This is a genomic window from Actinokineospora guangxiensis (assembly GCF_042657845.1).
GTDB lineage: Bacteria > Actinomycetota > Actinomycetes > Mycobacteriales > Pseudonocardiaceae > Actinokineospora > Actinokineospora guangxiensis.
This window is the reverse complement of record NZ_JBHSKF010000003.1, coordinates 307320-325516: the sequence shown is the minus strand read 5'-3', so window position 1 is coordinate 325516 and position 18197 is coordinate 307320. Positions and strand designations below refer to the sequence as shown.

At 72.2% G+C, this 18197-nt stretch carries 13 protein-coding genes and 1 tRNA gene; 7 read left to right on the top strand and 7 right to left on the bottom strand.

Features of this window, described 5'->3' with window-relative positions:
- Positions 1-242: 242 nt before the first annotated feature.
- Positions 243-315, bottom strand: a tRNA-Arg gene (locus ACFPM7_RS08325).
- Positions 316-607: 292 nt separating this feature from the next.
- Here ACFPM7_RS08325 and ACFPM7_RS08320 point away from each other — a divergent pair.
- Together ACFPM7_RS08320 and ACFPM7_RS08315 are read left to right on the top strand one after the other, a co-directional pair.
- Positions 608-1513 (top strand): ABC transporter ATP-binding protein, encoded by a 906-nt coding sequence (locus ACFPM7_RS08320; RefSeq protein ID WP_378245610.1) that lies wholly within the window; start codon positions 608-610, stop codon positions 1511-1513.
- Positions 1514-1518: 5 nt separating this feature from the next.
- Complete coding sequence (locus ACFPM7_RS08315; RefSeq protein ID WP_378246321.1) at positions 1519-2709, top strand: ABC transporter permease; 1191 nt, start codon at positions 1519-1521, stop codon at positions 2707-2709.
- A 65-nt stretch (positions 2710-2774) separates the two neighbouring features.
- On the opposite strand, the gene ACFPM7_RS08310 is transcribed toward ACFPM7_RS08315, so the two are convergent.
- Positions 2775-4892: an ATP-binding protein gene (locus ACFPM7_RS08310; RefSeq protein WP_378245608.1), complete on the bottom strand. Its 2118-nt coding sequence runs from the start codon at positions 4890-4892 to the stop codon at positions 2775-2777.
- Positions 4893-5030: 138 nt separating this feature from the next.
- Between ACFPM7_RS08310 and ACFPM7_RS08305 the strand changes: the two genes are divergently transcribed.
- Positions 5031-5561 (top strand): hypothetical protein, encoded by a 531-nt coding sequence (locus ACFPM7_RS08305; RefSeq protein ID WP_378245606.1) that lies wholly within the window; start codon positions 5031-5033, stop codon positions 5559-5561.
- A 21-nt stretch (positions 5562-5582) separates the two neighbouring features.
- On the opposite strand, the gene ACFPM7_RS08300 is transcribed toward ACFPM7_RS08305, so the two are convergent.
- Entirely contained in the window at positions 5583-8771 is a 3189-nt protein-coding gene (locus ACFPM7_RS08300) for a penicillin acylase family protein (protein WP_378245604.1), read from the bottom strand.
- 144 nt (positions 8772-8915) lie between these two features.
- Between ACFPM7_RS08300 and ACFPM7_RS08295 the strand changes: the two genes are divergently transcribed.
- Positions 8916-9563: a response regulator gene (locus tag ACFPM7_RS08295; protein ID WP_378245602.1), complete on the top strand. Its 648-nt coding sequence runs from the start codon at positions 8916-8918 to the stop codon at positions 9561-9563.
- Here the strand turns inward: ACFPM7_RS08295 and ACFPM7_RS08290 are convergent.
- On the bottom strand, positions 9539-11068 hold the full coding sequence (locus ACFPM7_RS08290) for a GGDEF domain-containing protein (protein WP_378245600.1): 1530 nt from the start codon (positions 11066-11068) through the stop codon (positions 9539-9541). The two genes, ACFPM7_RS08295 and ACFPM7_RS08290, sit on opposite strands and share 25 nt — an antisense overlap.
- A 415-nt stretch (positions 11069-11483) precedes the next feature.
- Between ACFPM7_RS08290 and ACFPM7_RS08285 the strand changes: the two genes are divergently transcribed.
- The 3 genes from ACFPM7_RS08285 to ACFPM7_RS08275 all read left to right on the top strand — a co-directional run bounded on the left by ACFPM7_RS08285 (position 11484) and on the right by ACFPM7_RS08275 (position 15193).
- Positions 11484-12596: a GTP-binding protein gene (locus ACFPM7_RS08285; protein WP_378245598.1), complete on the top strand. Its 1113-nt coding sequence runs from the start codon at positions 11484-11486 to the stop codon at positions 12594-12596.
- On the top strand, positions 12596-12757 hold the full coding sequence (gene rpmF, locus ACFPM7_RS08280; protein ID WP_378245596.1) for a 50S ribosomal protein L32: 162 nt from the start codon (positions 12596-12598) through the stop codon (positions 12755-12757). Before ACFPM7_RS08285 ends, rpmF begins: the two co-directional genes overlap by 1 nt.
- A 162-nt stretch (positions 12758-12919) precedes the next feature.
- On the top strand, positions 12920-15193 hold the full coding sequence (locus ACFPM7_RS08275) for a terpene synthase family protein (RefSeq protein ID WP_378245594.1): 2274 nt from the start codon (positions 12920-12922) through the stop codon (positions 15191-15193).
- Positions 15194-15429: 236 nt separating this feature from the next.
- On the opposite strand, the gene ACFPM7_RS08270 is transcribed toward ACFPM7_RS08275, so the two are convergent.
- The 3 genes from ACFPM7_RS08270 to ACFPM7_RS08260 all read right to left on the bottom strand — a co-directional run bounded on the left by ACFPM7_RS08270 (position 15430) and on the right by ACFPM7_RS08260 (position 18188).
- Positions 15430-16191: an alpha/beta fold hydrolase gene (locus ACFPM7_RS08270; RefSeq protein WP_378245592.1), complete on the bottom strand. Its 762-nt coding sequence runs from the start codon at positions 16189-16191 to the stop codon at positions 15430-15432.
- 24 nt (positions 16192-16215) lie between these two features.
- A complete protein-coding gene (locus ACFPM7_RS08265) occupies positions 16216-17139 on the bottom strand; it encodes an XRE family transcriptional regulator (RefSeq protein ID WP_378245590.1) in 924 nt (307 codons plus the stop codon).
- Between the two features lie 167 nt (positions 17140-17306).
- Positions 17307-18188 (bottom strand): hypothetical protein, encoded by an 882-nt coding sequence (locus ACFPM7_RS08260; RefSeq protein ID WP_378245588.1) that lies wholly within the window; start codon positions 18186-18188, stop codon positions 17307-17309.
- Between the last annotated feature and the right edge of the window lie 9 nt (positions 18189-18197).

The following is an 18197-nucleotide window of genomic DNA, read 5'->3' as shown; positions in this document are numbered from 1 at the left end:
CGAAGCGGCCCCCTCGCCGCCAACCATTCCGCCACCTCGGCGGCCACACCCTCCGCAACGGCACCACTTACCCCGGCTCCGTCGCCAAGCTCGGTCGAGATGGTTCACGGCAGCTACTCGGCAGGTGCCGGTCGGATCAAGGCCGCCACGGCCGCACCCAGCCGAACACGACAGAGACCACAGGATCAATCCGAACTGACGAGAACCAGGGTCTGACCTGCGGAAACGCAAGAGAACAAGAGTGCCCCCGGCAGGAATCGAACCTGCGACACACGGTTTAGGAAACCGATGCTCTATCCCCTGAGCTACGAGGGCCTGCGGCCGTCAGCCTACCGCACCTACCTGCGCGAACGTCACCGGTATCCGATGACGGCGTTGACCTGCGGGGAGGCGGATGGGGGCCTTTCACCCACTTCTCGGCACAGGCTCGTGCGTCGGGGACAGTGGACGGGTGGGTGACAACCGGTCCCTCGGACCGTCGCTGCGCGAATCCGGAGTGGGCCCGGTTTGTCCATTAGGGGTTCTTCCGGATGTACCGGACCTCCACCCGGGGCAGGATGGCACCCACCGGGTGCGCCCGGGGTGAGGTCGATGAGGGGAGAGCGGAATGGGTCGCCGACTGGAGATCGATGGGATCTCCAAGAGGTACGGGGACGTCGTCGCGTTGCGGGAGATGACGTTTGAGGTGCGGGCTGGTGAGCTGTTCGGGTTCGTGGGCAGCAATGGCGCGGGCAAGACGACGACCATGCGCATCGCGCTGGGCGTGCTGGCCTCCGACGGGGGCGAGGTGCGCTGGGACGGCGCGCCGATCACCCCGACGACGCGCAGGCACATCGGGTACATGCCGGAGGAGCGCGGGCTCTACCCGAAGATGAAGGTGGGCGAGCAGCTGGTCTACCTGGCCCGCCTGCACGGGCTCTCGCCGAAGGCCGCCGAGCGGTCGGTGGCCGAGTGGACCGAGCGTCTCGGGGTGGCCGAGCGGCGCGGCGATGAGGTGCAGAAGCTCAGCCTCGGCAACCAGCAGCGCGTGCAGCTGGCCGCCGCGCTGGTGCACGACCCGCAGATCCTGGTGCTGGACGAGCCGTTCTCCGGCCTGGACCCGGTCGCGGTGGACGTGATGAGCACCGTGCTGAAGGACAAGGCGCGCGAGGGTGTGCCCGTGGTGTTCTCCAGCCACCAGCTGGACCTGGTCGAGCGGCTGTGCGACCGGGTCGGCATCGTCCGCAATGGACGGATGGAGGCGTGCGACACCGTGGCGGCGCTGCGCGAGAGCGGCACCGTCCACCTTGTCGTGGACGCCCCGGGCGCCCAGCCCGGGTGGGCCGACGCGCTGGCGGGGGTCCGGGTGCACTCCCACGACGGCGAGCGGACCGTGCTGGAGCTCGGGCCCGGCGCCGACGACCAGACCGTGCTGCGCGCGGCCCTGGCCACCGGTCCGGTGACCGAGTTCAGCAGGCGGCGCCAGTCGCTGACCGAACTGTTCCGCAACGTGGTGACCGGGGGTGCGGCGTGAAGGACGTGCAGCTGGGCAACTGGCAGGCGGTCAGCCTCGTCGCGGGCCGCGAGATCAACACCAAGATCCGCTCGAAGGCCTTCATCGTCGCGACCGGGGCCACCCTCGCGCTGATGATCGGCTTCGCGCTCGTGATGAAGCTGATCGGCGGCGGTTCGGACGCGACCGTGGGGCTGGTGGGGCAGACCAGCTCCCTGGAGCAGCCGCTCAAGGCGACGGCGACGAGCATCGGGGAGTCCGTCGACACCCGGGCGGTGGCCGACGAGGCCGAGGCGAAGGCGAAGCTGGAGTCCGGCGAGCTGGACGCGGTCCTGGTGCCCTCGGGCGCGGGATTCGCCGTGCTGGTCCAGCAGGACCTCGACGGCTCGCTGAAGAACGCCCTGACCGTGCTCGCCCAGCAGAACGCCTTCAATGCCGAGATCAGCAGCCGCGGCGTCGACCCGGCCGAGGTCAACGCCGCCGTCGCCCGCGCCGACCTTGAGGTGCGCGCCAGCGAGCCGCCACAGGAGTACGACGGCCAGCAGCTCATCATCGGCATGGTCGCGGGCATCCTGATCTACATGTCGCTGCTGCTCAACGGCCAGATGGTGGCGACCGGCGTGGTGGAGGAGAAGTCCAGCCGCGTGGTCGAGCTGCTGCTGGCGACGATCCGGCCGTGGCAGCTGATGGCGGGCAAGGTGCTCGGCATCGGCGTCGTCGGCCTGGTGCAGATGGCGCTGATCGGCGGGGTCGGGATAGCCGCGGCCTTCGCCTTCGACGTGCTGACGATCAGCGTCTCCACGGCGGTGAGCACCGTCGTGTGGCTGGTCGTGTGGTTCCTGCTCGGCTTCCTGCTGTACTCGCTGATGTTCGCCGCGCTGGCGGCGCTGGTGTCGCGGCAGGAGGACGTCGGCGGGGTGATCACGCCGCCGCTGATGTTCGTGATCCTGGGCTACGTGCTCGGCATCTCGGTGCTGCCCGCCGACCCGGGCAGCAAGCTGGTGGAGGGGCTCTCGCTGGTCCCGCTGTTCTCCCCGACGCTGATGCCGATGCGCCTGGCGATGGGCGGGGTGCCCGCGTGGCAGGCGATCCTGGCCGTGGTGCTGACCGCGGCGCTGATCCCGGTGCTGGTGTGGCTCGCGGGCCGGGTCTACCGCAACGCGGTGATGCGCAGCGGCGGCAAGGTCAAGCTGCGCGAGGCGCTGCGTCCCGCGTAGGGGTTCTCGGCGAGGGGCGCGTCCGGCAACCGGGCGCGCCCCTTCCCGCGTTCAGGGGACGGTGTTCAAGGGACTGCGCCGAGGCGGGCGTGCAGGTCGGCGGTGGTCGGGGAACCCAGGTCCTCGCAGATCTCCAGGGCCGTGGCCCAGGCGGTGCGGCCCGCCCGGGTGTCGCCCCGGGAGTGCAGCAGGTCGCCGAGGGTGGTGAGGGTGCGCGCCTCGTACCAGCGGTCGCCGACGGAGCGCCATTGGCTGAGGGCGGAGGCGTAGCCGGTGAGGGCGGAGGCGGGGTTGCCCGCGTCCAGATGCGCGTCGGCCAGGCTCAGGGTGGTGCGGGCCTCGCCCCAGGCGTCGCCGATGGCGCGGCGGACCGTGAGTGCCCGGTCGAGGTAGTCGCGGGCCTCGGGAACGCGGCCGAGTCGCCTGCAGGACTCGCCGAAGGAGAACAGCGCCTGACCGAGGCCGTGCTGGTCGCCAATGGACTCGAAGACAGTCAGGGACGCGTGCGAGCAGGCCAGGGCGGCGTCGAAGCGGGCGGTCTCCAGCAGGGCGACGCACTTGCTGCCCAGCGTCCAGCCGAGGCCGTACTCGTCGCCGACGCGGTGGCAGATGTCCAGGGCATCGTCGAAGTGCGCCAGGGCCTCGTCGTAGCGGCCCAGGTCGCGCAGGGCGATGCCGAGGCCGCTGAGCATCCGCGCCTCCCCGACGGCCTCGCCGGTGCGCCGCGCCGCGCCGAGGCCGAGGCGGTAGGTGGTGATCCAGTCGACCCACGGGGTGCGCAGGGTGAAGTAGCCCCACAGCGCCAGCGGCAGCTTCCAGGCGATCTCGTCGTGGCCGTCGTGGACGGCCTGGCGCACCGCCCACACCAGGTTCGCCTGCTCGACCTCGCACCAGCGGATCGCGTCGACGGGGGTGCCCAGGCCGACGGCGTCCTCGCGGCGGGCCAGCGGCACGCGCCTGCGCTGCGGGCTCAGCATCCGGTCGGCGGCGTCGGCGGCGCGCAGGTACCAGGCCAGCACCCGGGTGCGCGCGGCACGCAGGTCGTCGGGGTGGTCGTCGGCGACGGCGCGCTCGATCGCGTAGACGTGCAGCAGGTCGTGGCAGCGGTAGCGGTCCCCGCCCGCGCGGGAGCGCGGCGGGCCCGCCTTCTGCAGCAGGTGCGCGTCGGCGAGGGCGGCCAGGAGCCGCCGGGTCGCGGCGAGCGGTTCGCCGAGCAGGGCGGCGGCCGCCTGCTCGCCGATCTCCTCCCCGCGGTGCAGGCCCAGCAGCCGGAACACCCGGCGGGCCTCGGGCGAGAGCGCCTGGTAGGACCAGCGGAAGACCGGGCGCACGGCGGCGGTCTCGTCCTCGGCGATGGCGAGCAGGTCGAGCCGGTCGCGCTCGTCGGCCAGCTCGGCGGCGAGGTCGGCCAGCGGCGCGCCCTCGTCGTCGGCGGCGCGCTCGGCGGCGATGCGCAGCGCCAGCGGCAGGCGTCCGCACTGGCGCACGATCTCCTCGGCCGCCGCCGGCTCCGCCGCCACCCGCTCGTCGCCCATCACCTCGCCCAGCAGCCCCAGCGCCTCGGCGGCCTCCAGCGGCCGCAGCGTGTGCCGCACCGCCCCGGCCCGCACCAGCAGCGCCCCGAGCCGGTTGCGCGAGGTGATCAGCGTGAAGCACGACGAGGACCCGGGCAGCAGCGGCAGCACCTGCTCAGCCGAAGCGGCGTTGTCCAACAGCACCAGGATTCGCTTGCGCGCCAACAGGGACCGGTAGAGCGCGCTCTGCTCCGCCACCGCTGTGGGCATCTCCTCCCACGGCACCCCGAGCGCGCGCAGCACGCGCTCCAGCACCCGCTCCATCATCACCGGGGGGCTCCCGCCGAACCCCTGCAGGTCGACGTAGAGATCCCCGTCGCTGAAGGCGTCCCGGTTCTGGTGCGCCCACCGCACCGCCAGCGCCGTCTTGCCCACCCCCGGCGGCCCGACGAGCACCGCCACCGCGGCCCGCCCGGCACCGCGCACCTGGCACAGCTGGCCGTCCAGCCACGCCGTTCCGGGCTCGCGCCCGGTGAAGTACCCGACGCTGGCGGGCAGCTGCCGCGGCACCGGCCCCGGCCGCCCACCCCCGTGCAGGTGCACCTGCCCGTCCCCACCTACTTGGACGATGGTGCCCGCCGACCCCTGGATCTCGTTGCGCCGTCCCACCACGCCCCCCTCGGGTCGCAGCCAAGGCCCCCGCAGGACGCGGAAGTACAGTGAAACGGCCGCACGTGGTTTGCGCGCTCCGCCGTCCGGATGACGCGCCTGCTCCTATCCGGTGACGGTCCTGCCTAATATCGGATTGTGGCCAAGGCATTGCTCGTGACCGGTGTGGTGGGTGTCGGCAAGACGTCGGTGACCGGGGCGGTGGGGGAGGTGTTCCGGGCCGCGGGGGTGGCGCACGGGGTGATCGACGTCGACTGGCTGGCGTTCTGCTGGCCGACTCCGGCGGAGGACCCGTACAACACGCGGCTGCGCGAGGGGAACCTGCGGGCGGTGGCGGGCAGCTTCCTGGCCGCCGGGGCGCGGCGGCTGGTGGTGGCCGGGGTGGTGGAGAGCCGGGAGGAGCGGGCGCGGTACCAGCGGGCGCTCGGGTGCGAGGTGACCGTGTGCAGGCTTCGGGCATCGGAGGAGACGGTGCGGGGCAGGCTGGCCGGGCGCTTCGGCGGGCGCGACGCCGAGGGGCTGCGGTGGCACGTGCGGCGGATCGGGGAGCTGGAGCGGGTGTTCGAGGCGGCCGGCGTGGAGGACTTCGCCGTCGACGCGGAGCCGGGACTGGACGCGGTCGCGGCCGAGGTGGTGTGGCGCTGGGACGAGTGGTCGGGGGCGCGGTGACCGCGCCCCCGACAGCTCGGCCTAGTGCGCGTAGACCTCCATCTCCCACAGCGAGTACCCGTGGCTCGTCCCGCGCGTGACGCCCTGCATGCGGACGAAGCGGGCGTCGGTCGCGGCGAAGACCGCGGTGTCCAGGCCGCCGTCGCCCGCGGTGGTCGACCAGGCCGTGCGCCACGTCGCGCCGTCGCTGGAGACCTCGATGCGGTAGGAGCGGCCGTAGGCGGCTTCCCAGTGCAGCCGGACCCGCGAGACCGAGCGCACCGCGCCGAGGTCCACGGTCAGCGACTGGTTGTCGCCGCGGTTGCTGGCCCAGCGCGTCGACGGGTTGCGGTCGACGGCCTGGCGGGCCGGGTAGCTGGCGAACAGCCCGCTCTCGTGGCTGGACGCGGTCGCCGTGGCCGAGAGGTTCGCGATGACGTCGCCGCGGCGGGCCGGGAACTCGACCAGCTGCTGGTAGGTCGGGCGGTTCTGGGTGGTGATCGGTTCCTGGGTGATGCCGCCGAGCGCGTTGTGGATGATCGCGTCGGCGCACCACTGGTCACCGGCGGCGCAGTCGCCGTCGCCCGGGTAGACGGTGGTCGCCGGGGTGGCGGCCGCCGTGCGCAGGGAGTCGACCAGGGTGGCGCGGCACTGGCCGAGGTTTCCGCCGCCGCAGTAGCGCGCGCCCAAGGGCGCCTGGACGGGATCGCCGAGCACCGAGCGCAGGTCCTTGTGGACGTAGCCCCACCAGCCCGCCTGGTAGGACGAGCCGCGGTGGCCGGTGGTCGAGGGGGCCTCGTCGACCTTCAGCACCCGGGTCAGCTCGGGGTAGGCCGGGCCGAGGCCGGGCTCGAACTGGGCCTTGACCAGCACCGGCCACCACGCGTCCATGATCCGGATCGCGTCGGCGTGGTGGTAGGCGCGCGCACCGCGGGCGGTGGGGGCGCGCAGGCCGCCGTCGGCCAGCCACGCGCGCAGTGAGCGCAGGGCCGCGTCCACGTTCGCGTCGCCGGTCGACTCGCCGATGACGCGCAGCAGCAGCGGCAGCACGCGTTCGGCGCGCAGGTCGGCCAGCGCGGCCTCGGCCATCGCCTTGGTCATGCCGACCCGGTCGACCTCGCCCGCCGAGATCAGCTCCCGCACGCGCGCGTCCAGCAGGTCGCCGCGGTGCACGGCGCCGCGCTCCAGACCGGCCGCCGCCGTGCCGGGCGCCTGGTTGTTGTTCCAGGAGATCAGGTAGTCCTGGTTGACGACCTGCGGGTGCGACTCGTAGGAGGTGTAGGCGGCGAGGTTGGTCTCCGGGTTCCACCCGCGCCAGTCGAAGCCCGCGTTGGCCAGCACCGGCATCCCCGGGTCCACCGACGGTTCGCGGACGGGGTTGTTCCCGGAGTTGTAGTAGGCGATGTCGTCGGCGTCGGCGTAGAACCAGTTGAACGTGTAGCCGATGTGCGAGGCGGCGCGCTGGAAGTCCGCGGCCGAGGTGATCGCCGACGGGTCGTTGAACTCCTGGAAGCCGATCACCGAATCCAGCTCGTGCAGGAACGTCGAGCGCAGGCGGGTGTAGGCGACGGGCTTGCCGCCGATGGTGGCGCGGTGGGTCACCGAGCCGTACGTGGTCCGGTAGACCCGCAGGGTGTAGGAGCCTGCGTCGACCGGGCTGCCCACCGACCGGTACCAGGAGTTGCGGCGCTCGATGACCTCCATCGGCAGGCACTGCCCGCGGTGCAGGTAGTGGGTGCTGTCGATCGTCGGCGCGCCGCTGGGCGAGCACAGCTCCACGGCGTAGGTGTCGATGATGTCCTGTGAGGAGGTGGTCGCGCTCCAGGCGTAGTCCTGGCCGCGGCCGAGGAGCACGTAGAAGCTGATGCCCGCGAACGACGCGCCGCGCGCGCTGATCCCCGGGCCCTGCAGCTCCTGCAGCATCAGCAGCTGCGGGGCGAAGTAGCCGGTCTGCGGCCCGAACAGCGCGATCGGGTGGCCGCTGGCGGTGTGCTCGCCGGAGACCAGCAGCGCGTTGGACATGCCGTGCTTGTTCTCCAGCAGGTCGCCGGGGAGCACGCCGTCGGCGAGGATGCCGCGCGCGGCCTCGGTGGTCAGCGGGCCCGCCTTCGGCTCGGCGAGGTCGGTGCGCTGCACGGCTTTCGCCTGCGCGCCCGCGCGGTCGAACACCATCGGCTGGGCCTTGACCGAGCCGCGGTCGGGCATCGCCGCGCCGCGCGGGTTCGCGGGCGGCAGCGCGTAGGGGAAGCGCTGTCCGTTGTGGACCGTCTGGATGTGCTCGGGGTCGTCGGCGGATCGGAAGGACTGCCAGACCCGTTCGCCCTCCACGACGCCGTAGCGCTCCTGGATGGCCAGTTTCGCCACAGCGGCCTGCACTTCGCCGCCGCCGCCGGAGCCGAACTGCGCGCCGATCACCGCGGCGATCACCGCGAGGTCGGTCATCTGGAACGGCGTGATCTCCCCGGCGTTGGTGATCGCGTCGACGTGGCCGAGCAGCACGTACTCGCCGGGGAAGTAGCGCCCGGACTTCGCCTGCCGGATGTAGGTGTTGATGCCCTCGACGTAGTCGCGCGCGTCGGCCATCGCCTGCGCGCCGCGCGGGCCCTTCGCCGCGGCCGTCTCGATCTGGCGCTGCAGGTCGGCCTCGGTGTACGGGGCGTCGGCGAGGAAACCCTGCTCCAACTGCTGGTTGGCGGCGGCGCCGCCGGCGAACGGGGTCAGCTGGCCGCGGCCGACGCGGCGCAGCACGTCCATCAGGAACAGCCGGTCCTGGGCGGCGGCGTAGCCCGCGCCGAACATCGTCCCGGAGCGGGTGGTGCCGGTGATGTGCGGTGTGCCCGTGGCCTTGTCGCGCACGATGGTGACGTCCGCGCGCGGGCGGGTCGTGCTCTCCACCTGGCTGGGCGCGACCCCGAACGAGGAGTCGTTGAAGAACTGGGAGATGGTCTCGGTGCTCAGCCCGCCGTAGCCGGTGGCGAGGGCGTCGTAGCGGCCGATCTGGTCGTCGGCGTGCTTGGGACGGGTGCCGAAGACCTGGTGGGCCAGGATCTCGGCGAGCGTGGCGCTGCCGTTCTGGCCGGGCGGGTTGATGTCGGCGCACTGGCCGACGCAGTAGTCGTTGGCGGCGAAGGCGGCGGTGGGCGGCAGCACTTGGGCTTCGGCGGGCTCGGGGGCCGCCAGCAGCGAGGCGATGACCGTCACACACGTCGCCGCAGGGATGAGGACGCGCATCCGATGAGCTCCTCTCGCGACGTGACGTTGGGTCACGCTACCGCCGCGCGGCGCATTCACGAAAGCCTTTCAGCTTTCTTGTTCCGAACGATCGGTGTCCGATTCGCTAAACTCGACGGACCGGCACCCTTTCGGGGAGGGCGCATGCTGAAAGTGATCGTCGCCGACGACGAGGACCTGGTCCGCTCCACCCTGCGGACCATTCTGTCGAGCGCGCCCGACGTGGAGGTCGTCGCCGAGTGCGCCGACGGCCACCTCGTCGCCGAGGCCGTGCGCCTGCACCGGCCGCACGTCGTGCTGCTCGACATCCGCATGGGCGACACCGACGGCATCACCGCCCTGCGCGCCATCACCGCGCTGGCCGACCCGCCCGCGGTGTGCATGCTCACCACCTTCGACATGGACGACTACGTCCGCGCGGCGCTGCGCACCGGGGCGTCGGGCTTCCTGCTCAAGGACGTCGACCCCGTCTACCTGCTCAAGGCCGTGCACGACCTGGCCACCGGCGGCGTCGTCCTCGACCCGACGGTCGCCGCGCGCGTCGTCGGCGCGCTCAACTCCGGCGAGCAGGTCGCCGAGCCCGCCCGGGAGGCGCTGTCGTCGCTGTCCGGCCGCGAGCGCGACGTCGTCGCGCTCATCGGGCGCGGGCTCTCCAACGCCGAGATCGGCCAGGAGCTGCACCTGTCCGAAGCGACGGTCAAGGGGTACGTCTCGGCGGTGCTGGGCAAGATCGGCGCCAGCAACCGGGTGCAGGCCGCGCTGGTGGCCTACCGCGGCGGCTTGATCGCGTAGGACTCCTCGACCGAGGAGTGCACCTCGACCCGGTTGCGCCCGCGCCGCTTGGCCCGGTAGAGCGCGATGTCGGCGTTGGCGAAGAGCTTCTCCAGCGTGTGCGGTCCGGTCGCCACGCCCACGCTGACCGTAGGGCGCTGGGTCGTGCCCAGGACCGCGGTCCAGTCGTGCTGGTCGACAGCCGTGCGCACGCGCTCGGCCACCGAGACCCCGACCGGCACGCCGGGGGCGTGGTCGGCGGGATTGTCGGTGATCAGCACGACGAACTCGTCGCCCGCCCAGCGCGCGATCAGGTCGCCGACGCGGCACTCGGCGCGCAGCACCTGGGCGATCTCGCGCAGCGCGGCGTCGCCCGCCGCGTGGCCCGCGGCGTCGTTGACGCCCTTGAACCAGTCGACGTCGATGAGCACCAGCCACGGTGTGCGGCCGCTGGCGACGGCGTGCTGCAGCAGCTCAGGGGCGGTGTGCTCCAGTCCGAGCCGGTTGGACAGCCCGGTCAGCGGGTCGCGCGCGGCGGCCTCCTGGGCGGCCATCGCCAGGCGCTGCGCCCGGATGGCCAGGCGGCGCTGCTCCAGCGCCTGCCCCAGCCCCTCCTGCAGCGTCTCCACCGCGGTGCGGCGGGCCAGGACGGTGCGGCGCAGCGCGGCGGCCTCGCCCGCGGAGTCGCCGTTGTCGCGGCAGATGTTGGACAGGTCCTCGGAGTAGCGCTGCAGCAGGGAGGTGTCGTTGATCTGCTCGGCGCACTCGACGGCGGTGATGCCGTACTGGGTCGCCTCGTCGAGGTGCCCGGTCTGCCAGCGGATGCGGGCCAGCACCCAGGTGCCAACCGACTCGGCCCACACGTCCGGCACGGCGTCGGGGCCGATGCCCGCCTCGGCCAGCGCCAGCGTCCGGTGGGCGATCCGCTCGGCCTCCGCCAGCTCGCCGATCCCGGCAAGCGAGGCGCCGTAGGCGGCGAGCAGGGCCAGGTGGATACGGCCCTCGGTGACCAGGCCGAGGCCCTCCTCGAAGGCGGCGATGGCCTCGCGGTAGCTGGCCTCGGCCTCGGCGGCGGGCTGGTCGCAGGCGCGGAAGTTGAGTGTGCCGCCGAGGTTCTGCAGGGCGTGGGCGAGGATCTCCACGTCGTCGCCCTTGCGGGCGACCTCGACGGCCACCCTGGTGATGTCCAGCGACGCCCTGCGGTGCCCGATGCCCTCCAGCAGATAGCCGAGCCGGTGCAGCGTGTCCGCGGCGAAGGAGCCGCGCGGCTGCTCGGCGTCGATGTCGCTCCAGCCCTCGGCGGCCAGCTCCAGGGCCAGCGGAATGCGCCGCAGCCGCCACGCCGAGACCGCGCGCCGCGTCAGGATCGCGGCGCGCGTCCAGGGTGCGAGGCCGGGCGGGACTTTGGCGAGCAGCTGGTCGAACAGCGCGTTCGCCTCATCAGCGCGGCCCGCGTCGATGAGCAGCCGCACTTCCCGGTCGGCCCGCAGCGCCTCCGCGGCGGCCAGTTGGTCGTCCTGTCCCACACCGTCCTCGGTCTTGGTCCTGGCCTTCCCGCGCAGGTGGGAGAGCCGTGGTCTGAGACACTATCCCGCCTCCCCGAGTTTATCTGTAGGGGTCGCGCGAATCGGCACGGTCCAGGTGGCCCGACGGCCGCGATCGGTGCCGCCCCAGCCTCTTGGCGTGGGTGAACGGTGTACTGGTTTACCGGCTGGACTTGCTCACGCCGGGCACCCGCTTGAGCGCGGCCCGGCGCTCGGCGTGGTGGGCCACGACCAGCGTGCGACGCTCGTTCTCGGCGATCTTGGACCGCTTGGCCATCAGCGCTCCTCCTCGACCTCGACGCGCTTCCTGAAAATGAGATCCGTTTTCATCTCGGCGTCCGACAAGGTAGCGTCTGCGACGGTCAGATGGAAATCGTTGTCAACAGGGAGGTCGCCAGTGGACAGGACCCGGCTGGTGGTCATCGCCGGTCAGCCCCGGGAGGCGGCGGGCCAGGTCGCCACCCGGCTGCTCGGGCCGGACACCGCCGTCGTGCACCACGACCTGCGCCGCGTCGCCGACGGCATCCTCCGGCGCAGGCTGCGCACGGCGGGCTCGGACGTGACCGCGGTGCTGGAGATGGCCCACGGCTGCGTGTCGTGCGCGCTGCGGGAGGACGTGCTGCCGCTGCTGGAGCGCCTGGACGGGCAGGTCGGCACGGTCGTGCTGCACCTGGACCCGATGGTCGAGCCGGAACCGGTGTGCCAGCTGGTCGACGTCGACCTGGTGGTGACGGTGGTCCACGAGCCCAGCTGGCTCACCGACTGCACCGGCGACGAACCCGTCCCGCACTCCCCCGAGCACGACGACCGCACCCTCGCCCAGGTCACCGTCGGCCAGACCGAGTGCGCCGACCTGCTGGTGCTCGCCGGCGTCGCCGAACCGTGGACGGCCGCGCGCACCGCCGCCGCGCTTGAGCGGCTCGCGCCGGGGATCGGCAGGCAGCGGCTCACCGACTTCGGCCCCGGTTCGCTGGTGGGCCCGCGACGCGGCGAGCTGATCGACATCCACGGCCAGCTGCTGCGCGGCCAGCCGCCGCTGGGCTCGGACTGCGGCGTCGCGGTGACGCTGTTCCGCGAGCGCAGGCCGTTCCACCCCGAGCGCCTGCACGAGGCGATCGACGTGCTGCTGGACGGCGTCATCCGGGCACGCGGCCGGGTGTGGGTGGCGACCCAGCCGGACGTCGCCCTGTGGCTGGAGTCCGCGGGCGGCGGCCTGCGCGTCGGCGACGCAGGCACCTGGCTGGCGGCCCTGGACGACGCGTCCTGGGACCGCGCCCCGGCCGACCGCCGCGCCAAGGCCGCCCTCGACTGGCACCCCCGCTACGGCGACCGCGTCCAGGAGATCGCCATCCTCACCCACGACGCCGACCCCGAACACCTCCACGCGGTGTTGTCCCGAGCCCTGCTCACCGACTCCGAACTCGCCTCCGACTGGTCGAGCCTGACCGACCCCTTCGCCATCGCCGCCTCGGCGAACTCCGGGCCCGCGGACAACCGGGGGCGGAGCTGATGGCCGTCCCCAAGCGAAAGAAGTCCCGCTCGACCACCCGCCACCGCCGCGCCCAGTGGAAGGCGACCGCACCGGAGCTGGTGGAGGTCCGCACCCCGGACGGCACCCGCGTGCGGGTTCCGCGCAGGCTGGCCGCGGCGGCGAGGCGCGGGCTGCTCTAGGCCGTTCGGGACGGTTCGGCTGACCCGGAGTCGATCATCGACTCTCCGAACGGGTTAACCGTGTTCACGATGGTGTTCCTCCCCTAGGCACCGGCGGACCCCGGCTGATTGCCTGTCCCGGCAGGTCGATCCGCCGGTGCGCGGCGGGGGAAGCGAGTCGTCGTGGCGCAGCCGTTCCAGTTGCCCGAGTTCTACGTGCCCTATCCGGCGCGGCTGAATCCGAACCTCGAGGCGGCGCGGGTCCACACCCGGGAGTGGGCCCGGTCCATGGACATGATCGATGTGCCGCAGAACGGCGTGCACATCTGGGACATGGACGACCTCGACGCGCACGACTACGCGCTGCTCTGCGCCTACACCCACCCCGACGCCGACGAGCGCAACCTCAACCTCGTCACCGACTGGTACGTCTGGGTCTTCTACTTCGACGACCACTTCCTGGAGCTGTACAAGCGCCCCCGCGACATCGCGGGCGGCAAGGCCTACCTGGACCGGCTGGCGCTGTTCATGCCCGCCGACGGCGAGATCACCGCCGAGCCGACGAACCCGGTCGAGCGCGGCCTGATGGACCTGTGGAACCGCACCGTCCCACACCGCTCGGACAACTGGCGGGCGAGGTTCATCGACAGCACCACCGCGCTGCTCGACGAGTCGCTGTGGGAGCTGGCCAACATCAGCGCCGAACGGGTGTCCAACCCGATCGAGTACATCGAGATGCGCCGCAAGGTCGGCGGGGCGCCGTGGTCGGCGAACCTCATCGAGCACGTCTGCGACGCCGAGGTGCCCGCCACCGTGGCCGCGTCCCGCCCGATGCTGGTCCTGCGCGACACCTTCGCCGACGCCATCCACCTGCGCAACGACCTGTTCTCCTACGAGCGCGAGGTGATGGACGAGGGCGAGCTGTCCAACGGCGTCCTGGTCTTCGAGAAGTTCCTCGGCATCGGCACACAGGAGGCCGCCGACCGGGTCAACGACCTGCTGACCTCGCGGCTGCACCAGTTCGACCACACCGCCGTCACCGAGGTCCCGGCGATGGCCGAGGAGTCCGCGCTGGACCCGGTGGAGAAGCTGGACCTGCTCGTCTACATCAAGGGCCTGCAGGACTGGCAGTCCGGCGGCCACGAGTGGCACCTGCGCTCCAGCCGCTACATGAACGCCGAGACCCGCTCGGACGCCCTGTCCGGCCCGCTCGGTCTGGGCACGTCGGCGGCGCGCATCCTCCCGTCCCTGCTCTCCCCCGCCCGCTTCACCCGCTTCTCCCACGTCCCCTTCACCAAGGTCGGCCACGTCCCGCCCCCGCCGATCACCATGCCGTTCCCGCTGACCCTGAGCCCCCACCTGGACCGCTCGCGGGAGAACACGGTGACCTGGGCGGCGTCGGTGGGCATCCTGTCCGAGGGCGTGTGGGACGAGACCAAGCTCCGCGCCTACGACCTGCCCCTCTGCGCGGCGGGCATCCACCCCGACGCCTCCCCCGAGGCCCTCGACCTCTCCTCGGACTGGCTCACTTGGGGCACCTACGGCGACGACTACTACCCGATCCTCTTCGGCCGCGCCGCGAACCTGCCCGCCGCGAAGGTCCTCACCGAACGCCTGAAGACCTTCATGCCCTTGGACGACAGCGCGCCGCCGCCCGCCTCCAACGGCCTGGAACACGGCTTGGCGGACCTGTGGGCGCGGACGTCGGCAGGCATGAGCACGGAGAACCGGGCCGCCTTCCGGCACACGGTCGAACTGATGCTGGACAGCTGGCTCTGGGAGTTGGGCAACCAGGCCCAGAACCGCATCCCGGACCCCGTCGACTACATCGAGATGCGCCGCCGCACCTTCGGCTCCGACCTGACGATGAGCCTCTGCCGCATCGGCCACGGCCGCGTCGTCCCCCCGGAGATCTACCGCAGCAGGCCGGTCCAGGCCATGGAACACGCGGCGATGGACTACGCGTGCCTGATGAACGACGTGTTCTCCTACCAGAAGGAGATCGAGTACGAGGGGGAGATCCACAACGCGGTGCTGGTGGTGCAGAACTTCCTGGGGCTCACGGCCGAGCAGGCGATGGGGGTGGTGGGGGATCTGATGGACGCGCGGCTGGCGGAGTTCCAGCGAGTGACGTCGGTGGATCTTCCGGTGCTGTTCGAGGACTTCTCGCTGTCGGAGGAAGCTCGGGAGACGTTGTCTGGGTATGCGGGGGAGTTGCGGAACTGGATGGCGGGGATTCTGTCGTGGCATGAGGGGTGCCATCGGTACCATCCGGAGGCGTTGCGGGAGCATGCGGCTCCGGCGGGGGTGAAAGGGTTGCTGGGGGCGGGATCGGGGACTGGCACTGGGATGGGCGCGGGTGTGCAGGGGCTTGGCGTGCAGGGGCTTGGCGTGCAGGGCCTGGGCATCGGGCCTGACCGGTTGGGCCTGTCGGCACTTCGAGTCACTGCACGCTAAGCAAAGAACAGAACCACCAGCCCTTCCACCGCACCCACCACACAGGACACCCGACCTTCGGGCGTGCCAGCCATCCACCCCGGCTCCACACCCTCACCTTGGCATGCCGACCACCCACCCACGCGAAACGACTCCACCCCATCGGACACAAACCAGACGCGCGTGGCGTTGGGAGGGTGGTTGGCAGCCAAGGCCCGGAGGTCGGCAATCCAAGGTGGCGTTCAGTGGGTGACTGGCTAGTGGGGCAAGGAGTCCAGGTACTCGGTTAGGGCGGTGTTGAAGGTGTCGGGGCGCTCAAGGTTGGGCATGTGGGCGGTGTCTTCGATGATGGTGAGGGTGGTGTTGGGCATCGCCTCGGCCATCTCTCGCGCCACCGGGACCGGGGTGAACTCGTCCTCGGTCCCCACCACGACCAAGCCGGGAACCGTCGCCCCCGCCAAGCTTTCCACGTAGTCAGGCCGATCAGCCCGTCCCCGCTGCGCTGCGGCAGCCCCCGCCGCGGGCGCGTCCAGCATCATCTGCAGGACGACCGCGCCCACCTCGGGGTTCTTCGGGGACACCATCTTCCAGATGACCTCGTCCGCGTACCCCTTCATCCCCTCCCGGTCCAGCTGATCCGCCATCGCCATGCGGTTGCGGCGTGACTCCTCGGTTTCCGCGTGGGGGGTCGTGTCGACCAGGGCCAGGCCGCGGACCCGGTCCGGGTGGCGGAGGTGGAAGTCCATCACGAGTTGGCCGCCCATGGAAAGTCCACACAGGACCACCGCGCCGACTTCCAGGTGGTCCAGCAGCTCCACCAGGTCGTCGATGTGCCGAGAGAACGGAACGGTCCCCGGGGTCACCGGGCTTTCGCCGTAGCCGCGCAGGTCGGGGGCGATCGCGCGGTAGCCCGCGGCGGGGAGGGCCATCAGCTGCGGGGCCCACATGGACCGGTCGAAGGGGTGGCCGTGGACCAGGAGGACCGCGGGGCCGGTTCCGATGTCGTCGTAGGTCAGCACTCGTTCGACACTAGTCGGGTTTGGTCACCAGTCCCACCGCAGCAGGTAGCGACCGGGTTCGGCGTCGACGGTGGTGGCTTGGGCGCTGTGGGAGTGGGTGGTGTGGGAGGTGTCCAGGCGCAGGGGGCGGGTGGTGGTGTCGGTGGGGGTGCGGTGTTCCCACTGGCAGCGGGTGGGGCGGGCGGTGCGGTCGAAGACGACTTCGACGTGCATGTCGCGGACCGGGTAGCGGAGTTTGCGCTCGTAGCAGGTGGCGCGGGTCGGGGTCGGCGGGCAGTGGATCTCGTACTCGACCAGGATGGCCTCGCCGCGGGCCAGCTCGCGGTCGAAGGACAGGGCGGCGACGAGTTTGCCGCGGGTGGGGTCGTAGACCGAGCGGGCGACCTGGCAGTGGCGCAGGGGGCGCAGGCGGGGGCCCGCGCGGTGGGGGGTGTCCAGGCCGTAGGCGACGAGGACCTCGCGCAGGCCCGCCCGTTCGGCGCGCAGGACCTGGCGGACGCGGGCCAGGCGTTCGGTCCGGTCCGGGCCGATGCGGACGAGGTCGTGCTGGCTGAGTCTGGTCAGGTGGCGGTCGTGGCCGGTGTCGACGCGGCCGAGCAGGTCGGGCATCGCGGCGTCGCCGGGCCAGACCGCCTCCAGGGGCAGGTCGGAGCGCCTGCGCCTGCCGCGCGGGCGCGGCGCGCCGAGCAGGCCGACCAGGGCGCCGCCGGGCACGGCGAGGACGTCTTCCAGAACGCCGAGGGCCACCAGGGACTCCCGGCGCTCGGGTCTGCTGCGGCCGGACTGCCAGTGGCTGAGCGCGGCCACGCTCACCGGGCAGCCGTGCCGGGCCAGCTGGGCCCGGACGCGCTCCAGGCTCAGCCCGCTGCGGTGGATGGCCGTGCGCAGCGCCACCTCGAACGGACCTGTGGCGAGCACGTCGGCGAGTTCCCGATCTTCGATCGGCATAGCATCCCCGCCTCGGCCTTCCCACAAGCGAATCGGACGGCGAACTGTAGCCCGACACCACATCCGGGTGTCGATAGGCCGTTCGTGCCGTGGTTTGTCCGGGCGCAGGTAGTTCGGGGTGCGCTCACCTTTCGAGGAATTCCACAGACAACGCCGCGGTCAGGAAGTCACCAGGACCACCGGATTCCGGTGATCCCGGGCGGGACGTCGCCGCAGACGATGTGCGGCGCGCGGGTGCGCTCCAGCGGGTGCTCCTCGTCGTCGCGGTACTCCGCGCACATCGATGGCGCCGCGCCCGGGTCGAACACCACCTGGAGGACGTAGTTCTGCGCGCTGCGGGCGAAGCGGCGCTCGAAGTAGGTCGAGGGCTCTGTCGGCGCGGTCGCCATGACGTAGTCCACGACCGCGGTCTCCCCCGGGCGCAGGGCGCGGCCGAACAGGATCTGGGCGTTGAGCAGGCCGCTGTCCTCGTGGGTGCGGACGCCGCCGAGCCAGCCGGAGACGACCCGCTCGAAGCGCGGGAACTCGCGGTCGGTCGGCTCGCAGGCCGCGGTGACGTGCAGCCGGTCGACGCCGGGCACCTCGGCGCGCACCACGATCCTGGAGTGCACCCGCCGCGCGAGCCCGTCGCGGTCGACGAACTGCTGGTCGTGCACCGACAGGTACGACAGCCGCCGCGGCGGCGGCGGGCCGAGGTCGCCGACGACCTCCGGCAGCTGGTCGGGGTCGACGTTCCACAGCCGGTCGAAGGAGATCACCCCGCTGCGGTCGGCCGCCCACCGCCCGCGCGGGCGCTTGGGCCCCAGCAGCGCGACGAGCCCGCCGGGGCGCACGTTGAGCATCGCCTCCAGCTCGCGCACCGCGCGGATTGACGCGGGCCGCTCCGGCCTGCTGCGCCCCCGCCGCCAGTAGCTCAGCGTCGACAGGCTGACCTCAAGGCCCTTGGTCCGCAACCGCTCCCGGATGCGGTCCAGGGTCAGCCCGCTGTCGTCCACGGCGCGCGAGAGCGCCGCGGCGAACCGGTCAGGGTGGCGCCTGCCGGAGTCCATCTCGTTCCT

Coding starts and splice junctions, on each gene's coding strand:
- ACFPM7_RS08320 (WP_378245610.1), top strand. CDS start 608: ATGGGTCGCCGACTGGAGATCGATGGGATCTCCAAGAGGTACGGGGAC.
- ACFPM7_RS08300 (WP_378245604.1), bottom strand. CDS start 8,771: ATGCGCGTCCTCATCCCTGCGGCGACGTGTGTGACGGTCATCGCCTCG.
- ACFPM7_RS08295 (WP_378245602.1), top strand. CDS start 8,916: ATGCTGAAAGTGATCGTCGCCGACGACGAGGACCTGGTCCGCTCCACC.
- rpmF (WP_378245596.1), top strand. CDS start 12,596: ATGGCCGTCCCCAAGCGAAAGAAGTCCCGCTCGACCACCCGCCACCGC.
- ACFPM7_RS08265 (WP_378245590.1), bottom strand. CDS start 17,139: ATGCCGATCGAAGATCGGGAACTCGCCGACGTGCTCGCCACAGGTCCG.
- ACFPM7_RS08260 (WP_378245588.1), bottom strand. CDS start 18,188: ATGGACTCCGGCAGGCGCCACCCTGACCGGTTCGCCGCGGCGCTCTCG.